The sequence below is a fragment of the Vagococcus xieshaowenii genome (assembly GCF_004792515.1).
Lineage (GTDB): Bacteria > Bacillota > Bacilli > Lactobacillales > Vagococcaceae > Vagococcus_A > Vagococcus_A xieshaowenii.
This window is the reverse complement of record NZ_CP038865.1, coordinates 270001-285986: the sequence shown is the minus strand read 5'-3', so window position 1 is coordinate 285986 and position 15986 is coordinate 270001. Positions and strand designations below refer to the sequence as shown.

Here is a 15986-nt window from a genome sequence, read left to right as displayed (position 1 = left end):
TTATGATATAATATTTTTAATACAATATATAAAGGAGTCCCCACTATAATGAATAGTAGAGATATAAATGAATACCTACAAAAAGAATTTTCCGGTAAAAATACGTTTAAACAAGACCAAAATAAACAGTATCTTGGTATATTAGCTGAAAGAGTAAAAGTTTTTATCACAAAACAACAAGCTAATAATAAAGATTATCAACTCACATTAAATACCATTATCCAAAATAATCCAGGTGGCCAAATTAAAATAAATGCAAATTTAGATATGAAATTAAGACTGACTTATATGAAAATCGCACAAAAAAATAACATACCATTTACTATTATTGATCATGAAAGTGAATTGGCTAATTCAAATCAAATTTCTGTTATTTATCATTTTAATGAGATCGTCACCCAATCTATACAAGATATTAGTAATCTAACTTAACATTTTATTTATACAGTATATTAATACATTTATTCTACTTACTCAATAGCAAATTATAAACAAAACATATTCATAACAAACGCTATTAATAACACGTTTAATAATTATCAAATTGCTTAGTTATCATGTATTAAATGATTGAAAAAAATTTATAAAATAACAAAAAAACATGAAGTCAATGACTTCATGTTTTTTTATGACCCGTACGGGACTCGAACCCGTGTTACCGCCGTGAAAGGGCGGTGTCTTAACCGCTTGACCAACGGGCCTTACAAATATTACGGAGAAGGAGGGATTTGAACCCTCGCGCCGCTTTCGCGACCTACACCCTTAGCAGGGGCGCCTCTTCAGCCTCTTGAGTACTTCCCCAAAAAAAATGGGCCTAAATGGACTCGAACCATCGACCTCACGCTTATCAGGCGTGCGCTCTAACCAGCTGAGCTATAGGCCCTAATTAAATAAATCAGGTAAAAGCGGGTGACGAGAATCGAACTCGCGACAACAGCTTGGAAGGCTGTAGTTTTACCACTAAACTACACCCGCATAGTGGTTAATGGCTCGGGACAGAATCGAACTGCCGACACACGGAGCTTCAATCCGTTGCTCTACCAACTGAGCTACCGAGCCAGGTACGGTCCCGACGGGAATCGAACCCGCGATCTCCTGCGTGACAGGCAGGCATGTTAACCCCTACACCACGGAACCTAATTGCGGGAGTAGGACTTGAACCTACGACCTTCGGGTTATGAGCCCGACGAGCTGCCAACTGCTCCATCCCGCGATATTATTAAAAAGGAGGATAAGGGATTCGAACCCTTGCACGCTTTTACACGCCTGACGGTTTTCAAGACCGTTCCCTTAAGCCGGACTTGGGTAATCCTCCATATAAAAATGACCCGTACGGGACTCGAACCCGTGTTACCGCCGTGAAAGGGCGGTGTCTTAACCGCTTGACCAACGGGCCTTTATTTCAAAATTAATGGGCCTAAATGGACTCGAACCATCGACCTCACGCTTATCAGGCGTGCGCTCTAACCAGCTGAGCTATAGGCCCTAATAAATAAATCAGGTAAAAGCGGGTGACGAGAATCGAACTCGCGACAACAGCTTGGAAGGCTGTAGTTTTACCACTAAACTACACCCGCATAGTTTAATAATTTAATGCAACGGTCCCGACGGGAATCGAACCCGCGATCTCCTGCGTGACAGGCAGGCATGTTAACCCCTACACCACGGAACCTAATTGCGGGAGTAGGACTTGAACCTACGACCTTCGGGTTATGAGCCCGACGAGCTGCCAACTGCTCCATCCCGCGATATTATTAAAAGGAGGATAAGGGATTCGAACCCTTGCACGCTTTTACACGCCTGACGGTTTTCAAGACCGTTCCCTTAAGCCGGACTTGGGTAATCCTCCATATTGAAATGGACCTTGTAGGACTCGAACCTACGACCGAACGGTTATGAGCCGTTTGCTCTAACCAACTGAGCTAAAGGTCCAAGCTCAAAACAAAATCTCTTAATCGCGGCGGAGGGAGTCGAACCCACGACCTCCCGGGTATGAACCGGACGCTCTAGCCAGCTGAGCTACACCGCGTATTTTAATACTAATCGGGAAGACAGGATTCGAACCTGCGACCCCTTGGTCCCAAACCAAGTGCTCTACCAAGCTGAGCTACTTCCCGTATTAAACGCACCCAAGAGGAGTCGAACCCCTAACCTTCTGATCCGTAGTCAGACACTCTATCCAGTTGAGCTATGGGTGCATTATACAACTATTATTCAGTTGTTATGCCGAGGACCGGAATCGAACCGGTACGGTGTTAACCACCGCAGGATTTTAAGTCCTGTGCGTCTGCCAGTTCCGCCACCCCGGCAACTTATGCTATAAGTTGCTTATAACCTAAAGCGGAAAACGGGGTTCGAACCCGCGACCCCCACCTTGGCAAGGTGGTGTTCTACCACTGAACTATTTCCGCAAATCTATTCGATTTAAAATGCCGGCTAAAGGATTTGAACCCTCGACCCTCTGATTACAAATCAGATGCTCTACCAACTGAGCTAAGCCGGCTAGTGCTATAGTGCGGGTGAAGGGACTTGAACCCCCACGCCGTTAGGCGCTAGATCCTAAATCTAGTGCGTCTGCCAATTCCGCCACACCCGCAAGTATGACCCGTACTGGGCTCGAACCAGTGACCCTCTGATTAAAAGTCAGATGCTCTACCAACTGAGCTAACGAGTCTATTTTTGACACTAATGGAGGTTAACGGGATCGAACCGCTGACCCCCTGCTTGTAAGGCAGGTGCTCTCCCAGCTGAGCTAAACCTCCAAATAAATTGCGTGGCAACGTCCTACTCTCACAGGGGGAAACCCCCAACTACCATCGGCGCTAAGAAGCTTAACTTCTGTGTTCGACATGGGAACAGGTGTATCCTTCTCGCTATCGCCACCACACTTTTTTATATTCGAATGAATTCCTTCACTCAAAACTGGATTGAAACAAAACTTGACGCTCCGAAATACAATTTTTTGGTTAAGTCCTCGACCGATTAGTATTGGTCCGCTGAATGCATCGCTGCACTTACACTTCCAACCTATCTACCTGATCGTCTCTCAGGGGTCTTACTTTCTTAAAGAAATGGGAAATCTCATCTTGAGGGGGGCTTCACGCTTAGATGCTTTCAGCGTTTATCCCTTCCACACGTAGCTACCCAGCTATGCCCTTGGCAGAACAACTGGTACACCAGCGGTGTGTCCATCCCGGTCCTCTCGTACTAAGGACAGCTCCTCTCAAATTTCCAACGCCCGCGACGGATAGGGACCGAACTGTCTCACGACGTTCTGAACCCAGCTCGCGTGCCGCTTTAATGGGCGAACAGCCCAACCCTTGGGACCGACTACAGCCCCAGGATGCGACGAGCCGACATCGAGGTGCCAAACCTCCCCGTCGATGTGGACTCTTGGGGGAGATAAGCCTGTTATCCCCAGGGTAGCTTTTATCCGTTGAGCGATGGCCCTTCCATGCGGAACCACCGGATCACTAAGCCCGACTTTCGTCCCTGCTCGACTTGTAGGTCTCGCAGTCAAGCTCCCTTCTGCCTTTGCACTCTTCGAATGATTTCCAACCATTCTGAGGGAACCTTTGGGCGCCTCCGTTACCTTTTAGGAGGCGACCGCCCCAGTCAAACTGCCCATCTGACTCTGTCTCCCGCCACGATTAGTGGCGCGGGTTAGAATGGTCATAACACAAGGGTAGTATCCCACCATTGCCTCCTTCGATACTGGCGTACCGAGCTCTACGGCTCCTACCTATCCTGTACATGTGGTACAAACATTCAAAATCAAACTACAGTAAAGCTCCATGGGGTCTTTCCGTCCTGTCGCGGGTAACCTGCATCTTCACAGGTACTAAAATTTCACCGAGTCTCTCGTTGAGACAGTGCCCAAATCGTTACGCCTTTCGTGCGGGTCGGAACTTACCCGACAAGGAATTTCGCTACCTTAGGACCGTTATAGTTACGGCCGCCGTTTACTGGGGCTTCAATTCTGAGCTTCGCTATTGCTAACCCATCCTCTTAACCTTCCAGCACCGGGCAGGCGTCAGCCCCTATACGTCATCTTTCGATTTTGCAGAGACCTGTGTTTTTGATAAACAGTCGCTTGGGCCTATTCACTGCGGCTGAACTTGCGTTCAGCACCCCTTCTCCCGAAGTTACGGGGTCATTTTGCCGAGTTCCTTAACGAGAGTTCACTCGCTCACCTTAGGATACTCTCCTCGACTACCTGTGTCGGTTTGCGGTACGGGCAGTTAGTCTCTCACTAGAAGTTTTTCTTGGCAGTGTGATATCAGTGACTTCGGTACTATTACTTCCCTCCCCATCACAGCTTGTCCTTATAGTGATAAGCATTTAACTCATCTCAAGACTCACTGCTTGGCCAGACTCTTCCAATCGTCTGGTTCACCTAACCTCCTGCGTCACTCCCTTGCTCAAACAATTCTAACTGGTACAGGAATATCAACCTGTTGTCCATCGCCTACGCCTGTCGGCCTCGGCTTAGGTCCCGACTAACCCTGGGAGGACGAGCCTTCCCCAGGAAACCTTAGTCATACGGTGGACGGGATTCTCACCCGTCTTTCGCTACTCATACCGGCATTCTCACTTCTAAGCGCTCCAGTAGTCCTCACGATCTACCTTCAACGCCCTTAGAACGCTCTCCTACCACTACACCCTAAGGTGTAATCCACAGCTTCGGTAGTATGTTTAGCCCCGGTAAATTTTCGGCGCAGGGTCACTCGACTAGTGAGCTATTACGCACTCTTTAAATGGTGGCTGCTTCTAAGCCAACATCCTAGTTGTTTATGCAACCCCACATCCTTTTCCACTTAACATACATTTTGGGACCTTAGCTGGTGGTCTGGGCTGTTTCCCTTTCGACTACGGATCTTATCACTCGCAGTCTGACTCCCGGATATGAATGAATGGCATTCGGAGTTTATCTGAATTCGGTAACCCGGGATGGGCCCCTAGTCCAAACAGTGCTCTACCTCCATCATTCTTAAGTCCGAGGCTAGCCCTAAAGCTATTTCGGAGAGAACCAGCTATCTCCAAGTTCGATTGGAATTTCTCCGCTACCCACACCTCATCCCCGCACTTTTCAACGTGCGTGGGTTCGGTCCTCCAGTGCGTTTTACCGCACCTTCAACCTGGACATGGGTAGATCACATGGTTTCGGGTCTACGACTACATACTATGACGCCCTATTCAGACTCGCTTTCGCTACGGCTCCGACTCTTCATCTTAACCTCGCATGCAATCGTAACTCGCCGGTTCATTCTACAAAAGGCACGCTATCACCCATTAACGGGCTCTAACTTGTTGTAGGCACACGGTTTCAGGTTCTATTTCACTCCCCTCCCGGGGTGCTTTTCACCTTTCCCTCACGGTACTGGTTCACTATCGGTCACTAGAGAGTATTTAGCCTTGGGAGATGGTCCTCCCGGATTCCGACGGAATTTCACGTGTTCCGCCGTACTCAGGATACTCATAGGTGTGTGACTAGTTTCGTTTACGGGGCTTTCACCCTCTTTGGCTGACCTTTCCAAGTCAATTCAACTACTACTCACAGCTACCACAGCTGAGTCCTACAACCCCAACAAGCAAGCTTGTTGGTTTGGGCTGTTTCCGTTTCGCTCGCCGCTACTAAGGAAATCGATTTTTCTTTCTCTTCCTGCAGGTACTTAGATGTTTCAGTTCTCTGCGTCTCACCCTCGCTAACCTATGTATTCAGTTAGGAGTAACAGCCTATTAAAGCTGCTGGGTTGCCCCATTCGGAAATCTCTGGATCATAGCTTACGTACAGCTCCCCAAAGCTTATCGGAGTTAGTCCCGTCCTTCATCGTCTTCTAGTGCCAAGGCATCCACCGTGCGCCCTTATTCACTTAACCTTATTTGCTACCACTTACGTGCTAGACTCTTGATTTCTACCAACTAGCGATAGTTAGCTCCATCAATCCTATGTTTTAGCTATTGAACTTTGTTTATTAACTCGTTTCAACGCGGTGTTTTCGGTTTGTTTACATTTTGTTTCAATATCCAGTTTTCAATGAACAAATCATGGTAACTACGTTACCAATGGAGCCTAGCGGGATCGAACCGCTGACCTCCTGCGTGCAAGGCAGGCGCTCTCCCAGCTGAGCTAAGGCCCCTCTTTAGTTTGAGAGTAAACCTCTCAAAACTGAGCAATGAATAAGTCAACCTGTGTATTCCGTAATATTCCTTAGAAAGGAGGTGATCCAGCCGCACCTTCCGATACGGCTACCTTGTTACGACTTCACCCCAGTTATCTATCCCACCTTAGGCGGCTGGCTCCCGAAGGTTACCTCACCGACTTTGGGTGTTACAAACTCCCGTGGTGTGACGGGCGGTGTGTACAAGGCCCGGGAACGTATTCACCGCGGCGTTCTGATCCGCGATTACTAGCGATTCCGGCTTCATGTAGGCGAGTTGCAGCCTACAATCCGAACTGAGAACAGCTTTAAGAGATTAGCTTGACCTCGCGGTCTCGCGACTCGTTGTACTGTCCATTGTAGCACGTGTGTAGCCCAGGTCATAAGGGGCATGATGATTTGACGTCATCCCCACCTTCCTCCGGTTTGTCACCGGCAGTCTTGCTAGAGTGCCCAACTTAATGATGGCAACTAACAATAAGGGTTGCGCTCGTTGCGGGACTTAACCCAACATCTCACGACACGAGCTGACGACAACCATGCACCACCTGTCACTTTGTCCCCGAAGGGAAAGTTCTATCTCTAGAATGGTCAAAGGATGTCAAGACCTGGTAAGGTTCTTCGCGTTGCTTCGAATTAAACCACATGCTCCACCGCTTGTGCGGGCCCCCGTCAATTCCTTTGAGTTTCAGTCTTGCGACCGTACTCCCCAGGCGGAGTGCTTAATGCGTTAGCTGCAGCACTGAAGGGCGGAAACCCTCCAACACTTAGCACTCATCGTTTACGGCGTGGACTACCAGGGTATCTAATCCTGTTTGCTCCCCACGCTTTCGAGCCTCAGCGTCAGTTACAGACCAGAGAGTCGCCTTCGCCACTGGTGTTCCTCCATATATCTACGCATTTCACCGCTACACATGGAATTCCACTCTCCTCTTCTGCACTCAAGTTCCCCAGTTTCCAATGACCTTCCTCGGTTGAGCCGAGGGCTTTCACATCAGACTTAAAGAACCGCCTGCGCTCGCTTTACGCCCAATAAATCCGGACAACGCTTGCCACCTACGTATTACCGCGGCTGCTGGCACGTAGTTAGCCGTGGCTTTCTGGTTAGATACCGTCAAGGCGTGAACAGTTACTCTCACGCTTGTTCTTCTCTAACAACAGAGTTTTACGATCCGAAAACCTTCTTCACTCACGCGGCGTTGCTCGGTCAGACTTTCGTCCATTGCCGAAGATTCCCTACTGCTGCCTCCCGTAGGAGTCTGGGCCGTGTCTCAGTCCCAGTGTGGCCGATCACCCTCTCAGGTCGGCTATGCATCACGGTCTTGGTGAGCCATTACCTCACCAACTAACTAATGCAGCGCGGGTCTATCCATCAGCGACACCCGAAAGCGTCTTTCATCATTCGATCATGCGATCAAAAGAGATATGCGGTATTAGCACCTGTTTCCAAGTGTTATCCCCCACTGATAGGCAAGTTACCCACGTGTTACTCACCCGTCCGCCACTCTTTTCCTTTCGGTGGAGCAAGCTCCGGTGAAAGGAAAAGCGTTCGACTTGCATGTATTAGGCACGCCGCCAGCGTTCGTCCTGAGCCAGGATCAAACTCTCAATAAAAGTTTTGATAACATCCGAAGATGTCGCTCATTTATGTTTGCTAGCGAATTACTTCACTAAAATTTAAAAATTGTTGGTTTTGTTTTACACTTTGTAAAACACCCTACACATTTGGTTTGTCTTATTCATTGTTCAGTTTTCAAAGGTCTACATAAAAGTTTTTTAACTTGTCGTTGTCTTTTATGACAACTTCTAAAGTTTATCATGTTTAGTTGACGTTGTCAACAATTTTTTTAAACTTTTTTATTTTGTTTTTTCAAGAACTTTCGTTCCTGACAACTTCTAAATATTATCATGAATAGTTGAATTGGTCAACTACTTTTTTAAAATATTTTTTAAAGTTGTTTGTTACCTTTCAGCAACTTAATTAGAATATCACAGACAGTTGAATGAGTCAACTATTTTCCAAAAATATCTTTATTAAGTTATTGAGCTGATGACTTAAAATAATATATCAATTAATTTTATAAAAAGCAACAAAAATTTATTGATTTCCCTATTTTTTTTGACAATCTGGACAAATACCATAAAGTTCTAAGCGATGACTATTTATTTGATAGCCAGTTAAGCGTTCGACTGCCATTTCAACATCTTCTAATCCAGGATAAACAGTATCAACAATTTTGCCACAAGATTTGCAAATTGCATGGTAATGTTTTTTTGATGTAAAATCAAACCGACTAGATGAGTCTCCGTATGGCATCTCTTGTACAAAACCAATTTTGGTAAATAATCTCAAATTATTATAGACTGTTGCGACACTCATATTAGGAAAACGAGGGACTAATGCTTGATAAATTTCATCCGCTGTTGGATGTTCATGACTTTCAATCAAGTATTCTAATACCGCATGTCGTTGTGGGGTAATACGAATATTGGACTTTTTCAACTCTTCGATAGCAAACGCTACTTCTTCACGTGACATTTAACTCGCCTCCTTTTATAATATCTCCCCTTATCATACTATATTTTCATCGTTTATTTCAAGTTATTCCCTATATAGAAAAAAGTAACAGCAACTTCGATTGCTGTTACTTTTATTTAATGATTATCTTCCTAGACCGACACGCTCAAATAAATCATCTACATATTTCATATGCCAATTATAATCAAAGGCATCATTTAGATCTTCCATACTTAGAGCAGCCATAATTTTTTCGTCTGCTTCTAATAACGGACGAAATTGCGTTTGATTATCCCATGCATAAGCTGTTTTAGGTTGTACTAAATCATAGGCCTCTTCACGTGTCATGCCGTGATCAATCAATTTCAATAATACGCGTTGACTGTAAATCAAGCCATACGTTGCATCCATATTGCGTTTCATATTCTCTGGAAAGACTGTTAAATGCTCCACAATATTAGAAAAACGGTTCAACATGTAATTTAGTAAGATGGTAGTATCTGGGATAATGATACGTTCAGCTGAACTGTGAGAGATATCTCTTTCATGCCATAAAGTTACATTTTCCAAAGCAGTTACTACATGACCACGAATAACACGTGCTAAGCCTGTCATATTTTCTGAACCAATTGGGTTACGTTTGTGAGGCATCGCCGAAGAACCTTTTTGACCTTTTGCAAAAAACTCTTCCACTTCACGTGTTTCAGATTTTTGTAAACCGCGGATCTCTGTTGCAAATTTTTCGATACTTGTAGCAATTAATGCCATTGTTGAAATATATTCCGCATGCAAATCACGTGGTAATACTTGTGTAGAAATATCTTGCGCGCGAATACCTAACTTATCACAAACAAAGGCTTCTACTGTTGGAGGGGTATTGGCGAAGGTTCCAACCGCTCCACTAATTTTTCCTGCTTCTACTCCCTTAGCTGCATGTTCAAAACGTTCGATGTTACGTTTCATCTCTGAATACCATAGCGCCAATTTCAATCCAAATGTTGTTGGTTCGGCATGTACACCGTGGGTACGGCCCATCATAACTGTATACTTATGTTCTTTGGCTTTATTACCAATCACCTCTAAGAAATGGTTTAAATCTTTTTTCAAAATCTCATTTGCTTGTTTTAATAAATAACCATAAGCAGTGTCTACTACATCCGTACTTGTTAAGCCATAATGAATCCATTTACTTTCATCACCTAAACTTTCTGAAACTGTACGCGTGAAAGCGACGACATCATGTCTTGTTTGTTGTTCAATTTCTAAAATACGTTCTACATCAAATGAAGCATCACGACGAATTTTGTCGACATCTGCTTGAGGAATTTCTCCCATTTGCGCCCAAGCTTCTGCCGCTAAGATTTCAACCTCTAGCCAAGCCTTATACTTGTTCTCCTCCGTCCAAATTGCCTTCATCTCTGGTCTTGTATATCTTTCTAACATATTTTAGTCCTCTCTATCCTTTATTTTTTAAAACATATCAAATAATGATAACTGATTTTCGTCTGGCATGCCATCCAATACACCATTTTCACTCAAATATTCAATAATTGTTTTTGATACTTTTCCTCGATTAGCTAAATCTTCTTTTGATAAAAACTCTTGTTCTTCCCTAGCGACCATAATTTGCTTCGCTACGTTTTCACCTAAACTTGGAACGGCTCTAAACGGTGCAATCAAACTATTCCCTTCAATCACAAAATCTTTGGCATCTGATTTATACAAATCTACCATTTTAAATTCAAAGCCACGTTCTAACATTTCATTAGCTAGTTCTAAAACGGTTAATAGATTCTTCTCTTTAGTAGAAGCTTCCATCCCTTTATCGTTGATTTCTTTCATACGATCTTTTACCGCTTCTTTGCCTTTTGACATAGCGACTAAATCAAAATCAGACGCACGCACAGAGAAGTAAGCTGCATAATATAGAATAGGATGATGTACTTTAAAGTAAGCGACACGAAGGGCCATCAACACATACGCCGCAGCATGGGCTTTAGGGAACATGTACTTGATTTTTAAACAAGATTCAATGTACCAATCAGGAATTCCTTCTTCTTTCATACTCGCTTGCCAATCATCTGGAATCCCTTTACCTTTACGCACACTTTCCATAATTTTAAATGCTAACCCATCTTCTAGGCCATTATGTATCAAATACACCATAATATCATCACGACATCCAATAACTTCTGCAAGTGAAGCCCGACCTTGACGAATCAATTCTTCCGCATTTCCTAACCATACATCTGTCCCATGTGATAGACCCGAAATTTGTAGCAATTCAGCAAACGTTGTGGGATGTGTTTGTTCTAACATTCCTCTAACAAACTTCGTTCCAAATTCAGGGATACCTAGCGTACCTGTTTTAGAAAAAATTTGTTCTGATGTCACACCTAAGACATCCGGTCCTGAGAAAATTTTCATAGTCTCTTTATCATCAGGTGGAATCGTCTTAGGATCTATCCCTGATAAGTCTTGCAACATTCTAATCACGGTCGGATCATCGTGTCCAAGGATATCAAGTTTCAATACGTTATCATGAATCGAGTGGAAATCAAAGTGGGTCGTTTTCCATTCTGAGTCTTGGTCATCAGCTGGGTATTGGATTGGGGTGAAATCATACACATCCATATAATCAGGAATAACAATAATCCCCCCCGGATGCTGTCCAGTTGTTCGTTTTACACCAGTTGCCCCTTTTGCTAAACGATCAATTTCAGCACTGCGTAGAGTTAAATTATGATCACGCTCATACCCTTTAGCAAAACCATAGGCTGTTTTATCTGCAACCGTTCCGATTGTTCCTGCTCGGTACACATACTCTTCACCAAATAAATCTTTAGTATAGTCATGTGCCCTTGCTTGATAATCCCCCGAAAAGTTCAAATCAATATCGGGTACTTTATCCCCATGGAAACCTAAGAATGTTTCAAACGGAATATCATGCCCATCTTTTTTCAGATTAGTTCCACATTTAGGACAGGCTTTATCTGGTAAATCAAATCCTGAACCGTAACTACCATCTTCAAAAAATTCTGAATATTGGCATTCGTCACAACGATAGTGAGGGGCCAACGGGTTTACTTCCGTAATTCCTGTCATTGTGGCTACAAAACTAGAACCAACCGAACCACGTGAACCAACCAAGTAACCATCAGCTACAGATTTATGTACCAGTTTTTGAGAAATCAAGTAAATAACAGAGAAACCATTTCCGATAATACTATTTAGTTCCTTTTCAATTCGTTTTTCAACAATCTCTGGTAACTCTTCACCGTACAAACGACGGGCTTCGTTATAGCTTAGGTCGGTGATTTCTTGTTCGGCTCCTTCAATTTTTGGCGTATATAAGTCCGTTTTAACCGGTGTCACTTCTTCAAATTGATCGGCCATCTCACGAGAGTTCGTCACGACTACTTCAAAAGCTTTTTCTTTCCCTAAAAAGACAAATTCTTGCAACATCTCATCCGTCGTACGGAAATGAACCTCTGGTAATTTTGTACGATTTAACATACTTGCGCCACCTAATGAGCTGACTAACACTTCACGATAAATTTTATCGGTAGGTTGTAAGTAATGAACATTGCCTGTTGCAATAACTGGTTTCCCTAGCTCTTCACCAATTTTACACAAATTACCAATAATTTCTTCTAAGTCTTTTTCGTTCTTAATCATTTCATTTTCTAATAACGGCGCATATACAGGTTTAGGCATAATTTCAATAAAATCATAAAATTTGGCACGATTACGGGCTTCTTCATAGCCTTTTTGCATCATGGCTTCAAATATTTCACCATTACTACAAGCAGAACCTACAATCAATCCTTCACGTAAACTCGTTAATAATGAACGTGGGACACGTGGGACACGGTAAAAGTAATCCACATTAGAGGCTGAAATTATTTTGAACAAATTCTTTAAGCCCGATTGTGTCTGTGCATAAATCGTCGCATGGAACGGACGTGCTCGTTTATAAGCATCCCCTTCACCCACATGCTGATTAAATTCATCATGACGAGTAATTCCATGTTCTTCTTGCGCTTTTTTGACAAAAATCCAACATAAATGTCCCGTTGACTCTGAATCATAAATAGCGCGGTGATGTTGTTCTAAATTAACATTGTACTTTTTAGCTAGTGTATTCAAGCGATGGCTTTTCCATTGTGGATGTAAGAAACGAGATAATTCCAAGGTATCAATGACAGGATTTGGTGCTTCACCCATATCATACTTTTCATAACTCGTATTTAAAAAGCCCATATCAAAGCTAGCATTATGTGCAACTAAGATATCATCACCACAAAATACTTTAAATAACTCTAAAACTTCTCGTTCTGATTTTGAACCACGGACCATATCATCAGTAATTCCCGTTAAATTAATAGTTGTTTGAGATAATGGATGCCCAGGATCAATAAACTCTTCAAACGTCTCGATGATATTTCCTTTATGCATCTTAACTGCAGCTAATTCGATTATCGTATCGTAAACAGCCGATAAGCCGGTAGTTTCAACATCAAATACGACATAGGTTGCATCGGATAGATTAATAGGTGCTTCGTTGTAAGCAATCGGCACCCCATCATCAATAACATTAGCTTCAATCCCGTACATTACCTTCACACCATTGGCTTTACCCGAATGATGGGCATCTGGAAAAGCTTGCGCCCCTGCATGATCGGTAATTGCAATGGCGGGCATTCCCCAATCCCCAGCTTGTTTAACCAAATCTTTTGCACTCGGTAACGCATCCATAGTACTCATATTAGTATGCGCATGAAATTCCACACGTTTTTGATCATCTGCGACCTTATCTTGTCTTTTAGCTTTTTTAACTTCGATTAAATCTTGAGCATTCATGACTAAGTCACGCATAAACGTATCTTCCTGAACACTACCACGAACTTTTAGCCACAAACCTTTTTTTATATTCGCAAATACTGCCTCATCTTTTTCACCGTTAGAAAACTTTTTCACAATAAAAGAAGACGTATAATCTGTCATTTTAATAATTAAAATTTTACGACCTGAACGTAAATCACGGACTTCAGTATCGAATACATAACCTTCAATCGTCACACGACGTTCTTCTTCTAAGATATCTTTCATCGGCACGATAAGTTCATCGTCTTGAATATTACGTCCCAATTGAATAGGACCTTCCAAAACTGGTACTTCGTTTTTACGTTTCTCTTTAAGTTGTTCATTTTTAGCAACCGCTTCAGCCGCCGCTGCCATCATTTTCTCTTGTTGCTCACGTTGACGTTGTTCAAATTCCAAGCGTCTTGTCTCAGCTAAATCTTGATTCAATCTGGCCTGAATTTTAAACTTAGGAAAACCTGAGCGCTCATAAATAGCAGCCACACTTGGGAAAAATTGCGTATCTAAATAAGAGACAATTCCTTCCTTTTCAATCATTACCACTATTTTTTTTTCAATTATTTGCGGCATCACTCCGGTTAAAGAACCGTTTATTAAAGATGGATTACCATCTGCATGTTGTAAACAATATTGCCAATATTCTTGCAATTTAACTTCATCATACTGTGCATTTTCTGCAGAAATCATCACATCAACTGTCGCAATTTCTGAAAAACTATGTTTTAATGCTAAAACTAATTGATGTAACCACTCCACTGGTAAAATTTCTTGAAAAGATAAATGAAACTCCCAAATTTTACTTTGTTTCTTTACGATAACTTTTTCAATCTTACCCTTTTGAAACAATTCTTCTTGTACCAACTGTTTCTCAGGATCAATTTGTTCCAATAATTTTTCATACAATTCATAAGGATTTAAAGTCATTTTTTCCCCTCCTCAAATCCACTTTTCAAAATAAAAAGACACTCAACAAAAAGGTTTTGTTGGATGCCTCTTTTCTGCTTTATTATACTATGTTTTTTATGCTATTGCCAATTCGATTCTATTAACGACTGAACAACGGTAACTTTAATAAACGACTAGCGATTGTCACAACGAAGATAACTTTTAATGTATCTCCTGGTAAAAAAGCTAAATTAGATATTAACGCTGTTGTCACATTCATATTAGTTACTATCATCAGACCAATCGAACCTAATATATCAACAAATAGTACTCCTGGTAGCCAGATAATTAAACACCTAAATATAGGATTTTTAGTCTCTATAAATAAATGTTTTGCATAACCTATAATAAACGTAGATACTAACCATCCCATTAGATAACCCGAGGTAGGGCCTACAAAAACAGAAATACCCCCACTACCACCACTTAATAAAGGCATACCAATTGCAACAAGTATAAGAAATAATACTACCGCAAAGCCTCCACGTTTAGCACCTAATATTATTCCTGCTAACATAATACCAATATTTTGAAATACTATTGGTACAGGAATAAAGCCTAGCGGAACAGGGGGAATTAATCCTAACATTATAATAATTGCAATCATCATAGCAATTACTGTCATATCTTTCACTTTCATATCTGACCACCTTTTATTTTTTTGCTCATTATAATATAATTAGCTATCACTGTATAGAAAGGATGTTATTTATGCAACTATATGGTCTAGAACTAGACGAACAAGGTCGATGTCTTCATTACCATCAATCCAATGATGTAGTAGCTCTTTTATGCAAAAAATGTCAACGCTATTACGCCTGTTTTAAGTGCCATAATCAATTAGAACATCATCTTTTTTCCCCAATAAAAAAGACACATCCCCATCCTGTCATGTGTGGCAACTGTCGTTGTTTATTAAACTACTCCGACTACCAACAAGAAAAATGTGCACATTGTAATCATCCATTTAATCCAAAATGTGCCCTTCACACAGACATCTACTTCGAATAATTTTTTATTTGTTTAAAAATAACACCTTAGCTGCATAATATTTGGTGTTATTTTTTTATTTTGCAAGGATTAATCTTCCATACTATCACACAAAAAAAGAAAAGCACCAACGTAATTTATACGTTGGTGCTTTAACTAGTACCGGCGGCCGGGGTCGAACCGGCACGATCGTGAGATCACTGGATTTTGAGTCCAGCGCGTCTGCCAATTCCGCCACGCCGGCAAAAGTAACACATTGTGAAAGGCGGTAACCGGATTTGAACCGATGATAAAGGTTTTGCAGACCTCTGCCTTACCACTTGGCTATACCGCCTTATAAAAAAAAAGAACTGGGCTAGCTGGATTCGAACCAACGAGTGACGGAGTCAAAGTCCGTTGCCTTACCGCTTGGCTATAGCCCAATATTAATATTTTGAAACAAAGGCGGATGAAGGGAATCGAACCCTCGAATGCCGGAGCCACAATCC

At 42.3% G+C, this 15986-nt stretch carries 5 protein-coding genes, 29 tRNA genes and 3 rRNA genes (1 of these 37 running past the window's edge); 1 reads left to right on the top strand and 36 read right to left on the bottom strand.

Annotated elements, in window-relative coordinates:
* Positions 1 to 48 precede the first annotated feature (48 nt).
* Positions 49 to 432 (top strand): DUF1694 domain-containing protein, encoded by a 384-nt coding sequence (locus E4Z98_RS01440; RefSeq protein WP_135254201.1) that lies wholly within the window; start codon positions 49 to 51, stop codon positions 430 to 432.
* A gap of 197 nt (positions 433 to 629) precedes the next feature.
* Here E4Z98_RS01440 and E4Z98_RS01435 read toward each other — a convergent pair.
* The 36 genes from E4Z98_RS01435 to E4Z98_RS01255 all read right to left on the bottom strand — a co-directional run.
* Positions 630 to 701: transfer RNA gene (locus E4Z98_RS01435), tRNA-Glu, on the bottom strand.
* 12 nt (positions 702 to 713) lie between these two features.
* A tRNA-Ser gene (locus tag E4Z98_RS01430) sits at positions 714 to 801 on the bottom strand.
* 8 nt (positions 802 to 809) lie between these two features.
* Positions 810 to 883, bottom strand: a tRNA-Ile gene (locus E4Z98_RS01425).
* 21 nt (positions 884 to 904) lie between these two features.
* Positions 905 to 975: transfer RNA gene (locus E4Z98_RS01420), tRNA-Gly, on the bottom strand.
* Positions 976 to 986: 11 nt separating this feature from the next.
* Positions 987 to 1059: transfer RNA gene (locus E4Z98_RS01415), tRNA-Phe, on the bottom strand.
* Between the two features lie 5 nt (positions 1060 to 1064).
* A tRNA-Asp gene (locus E4Z98_RS01410) sits at positions 1065 to 1137 on the bottom strand.
* A gap of 3 nt (positions 1138 to 1140) precedes the next feature.
* Positions 1141 to 1213: transfer RNA gene (locus E4Z98_RS01405), tRNA-Met, on the bottom strand.
* Between the two features lie 12 nt (positions 1214 to 1225).
* Positions 1226 to 1315: transfer RNA gene (locus tag E4Z98_RS01400), tRNA-Ser, on the bottom strand.
* Positions 1316 to 1324: 9 nt separating this feature from the next.
* Positions 1325 to 1396, bottom strand: a tRNA-Glu gene (locus E4Z98_RS01395).
* A 16-nt stretch (positions 1397 to 1412) separates the two neighbouring features.
* Positions 1413 to 1486 (bottom strand) — tRNA-Ile (locus tag E4Z98_RS01390).
* 20 nt (positions 1487 to 1506) lie between these two features.
* Positions 1507 to 1577 (bottom strand) — tRNA-Gly (locus E4Z98_RS01385).
* A 22-nt stretch (positions 1578 to 1599) separates the two neighbouring features.
* Positions 1600 to 1672 (bottom strand) — tRNA-Asp (locus E4Z98_RS01380).
* 3 nt (positions 1673 to 1675) lie between these two features.
* A tRNA-Met gene (locus tag E4Z98_RS01375) sits at positions 1676 to 1748 on the bottom strand.
* Between the two features lie 11 nt (positions 1749 to 1759).
* Positions 1760 to 1849, bottom strand: a tRNA-Ser gene (locus E4Z98_RS01370).
* A gap of 9 nt (positions 1850 to 1858) precedes the next feature.
* Positions 1859 to 1932, bottom strand: a tRNA-Ile gene (locus E4Z98_RS01365).
* A gap of 23 nt (positions 1933 to 1955) precedes the next feature.
* Positions 1956 to 2029 (bottom strand) — tRNA-Met (locus tag E4Z98_RS01360).
* Positions 2030 to 2043: 14 nt separating this feature from the next.
* Positions 2044 to 2117, bottom strand: a tRNA-Pro gene (locus E4Z98_RS01355).
* Positions 2118 to 2124: 7 nt separating this feature from the next.
* A tRNA-Arg gene (locus tag E4Z98_RS01350) sits at positions 2125 to 2198 on the bottom strand.
* 26 nt (positions 2199 to 2224) lie between these two features.
* Positions 2225 to 2309, bottom strand: a tRNA-Leu gene (locus E4Z98_RS01345).
* Positions 2310 to 2339: 30 nt separating this feature from the next.
* A tRNA-Gly gene (locus tag E4Z98_RS01340) sits at positions 2340 to 2411 on the bottom strand.
* 19 nt (positions 2412 to 2430) lie between these two features.
* Positions 2431 to 2503: transfer RNA gene (locus E4Z98_RS01335), tRNA-Thr, on the bottom strand.
* Between the two features lie 11 nt (positions 2504 to 2514).
* A tRNA-Leu gene (locus E4Z98_RS01330) sits at positions 2515 to 2596 on the bottom strand.
* Positions 2597 to 2601: 5 nt separating this feature from the next.
* A tRNA-Lys gene (locus tag E4Z98_RS01325) sits at positions 2602 to 2674 on the bottom strand.
* A gap of 15 nt (positions 2675 to 2689) precedes the next feature.
* Positions 2690 to 2762, bottom strand: a tRNA-Val gene (locus E4Z98_RS01320).
* 9 nt (positions 2763 to 2771) lie between these two features.
* Positions 2772 to 2887: ribosomal RNA gene (gene rrf / locus E4Z98_RS01315) — 5S ribosomal RNA — on the bottom strand.
* A gap of 75 nt (positions 2888 to 2962) precedes the next feature.
* Positions 2963 to 5879: ribosomal RNA gene (locus E4Z98_RS01310) — 23S ribosomal RNA — on the bottom strand.
* Positions 5880 to 6067: 188 nt separating this feature from the next.
* Positions 6068 to 6140: transfer RNA gene (locus E4Z98_RS01305), tRNA-Ala, on the bottom strand.
* 75 nt (positions 6141 to 6215) lie between these two features.
* Positions 6216 to 7775, bottom strand: a 16S ribosomal RNA gene (locus tag E4Z98_RS01300).
* The 16S, 23S and 5S rRNA genes sit together here with 25 tRNA genes alongside, the layout of an rRNA operon.
* 496 nt (positions 7776 to 8271) lie before the next feature.
* Positions 8272 to 8700, bottom strand: coding sequence for a Fur family transcriptional regulator (locus tag E4Z98_RS01295; protein ID WP_135254998.1), 429 nt, complete (start codon positions 8698 to 8700; stop codon positions 8272 to 8274).
* A gap of 123 nt (positions 8701 to 8823) precedes the next feature.
* The gene (purB, locus tag E4Z98_RS01290) at positions 8824 to 10122 is read right to left on the bottom strand and encodes an adenylosuccinate lyase (RefSeq protein ID WP_135254997.1); all 1299 of its coding nucleotides are present in this window, start codon (positions 10120 to 10122) and stop codon (positions 8824 to 8826) included.
* 27 nt (positions 10123 to 10149) lie between these two features.
* Positions 10150 to 14487 carry a PolC-type DNA polymerase III gene (locus E4Z98_RS01285; protein ID WP_135254996.1) on the bottom strand — a complete coding sequence of 1446 codons (4338 nt, stop codon included), beginning with the start codon at positions 14485 to 14487 and terminating at the stop codon, positions 10150 to 10152.
* 121 nt (positions 14488 to 14608) lie between these two features.
* Entirely contained in the window at positions 14609 to 15148 is a 540-nt protein-coding gene (locus E4Z98_RS01280) for a biotin transporter BioY (protein ID WP_135254995.1), read from the bottom strand.
* Between the two features lie 510 nt (positions 15149 to 15658).
* Positions 15659 to 15742, bottom strand: a tRNA-Leu gene (locus E4Z98_RS01270).
* Between the two features lie 19 nt (positions 15743 to 15761).
* A tRNA-Cys gene (locus E4Z98_RS01265) sits at positions 15762 to 15832 on the bottom strand.
* A 16-nt stretch (positions 15833 to 15848) separates the two neighbouring features.
* Positions 15849 to 15920: transfer RNA gene (locus E4Z98_RS01260), tRNA-Gln, on the bottom strand.
* A 21-nt stretch (positions 15921 to 15941) separates the two neighbouring features.
* Positions 15942 to 15986 (bottom strand) — tRNA-His (locus E4Z98_RS01255) (it continues 28 nt past the right edge of the window).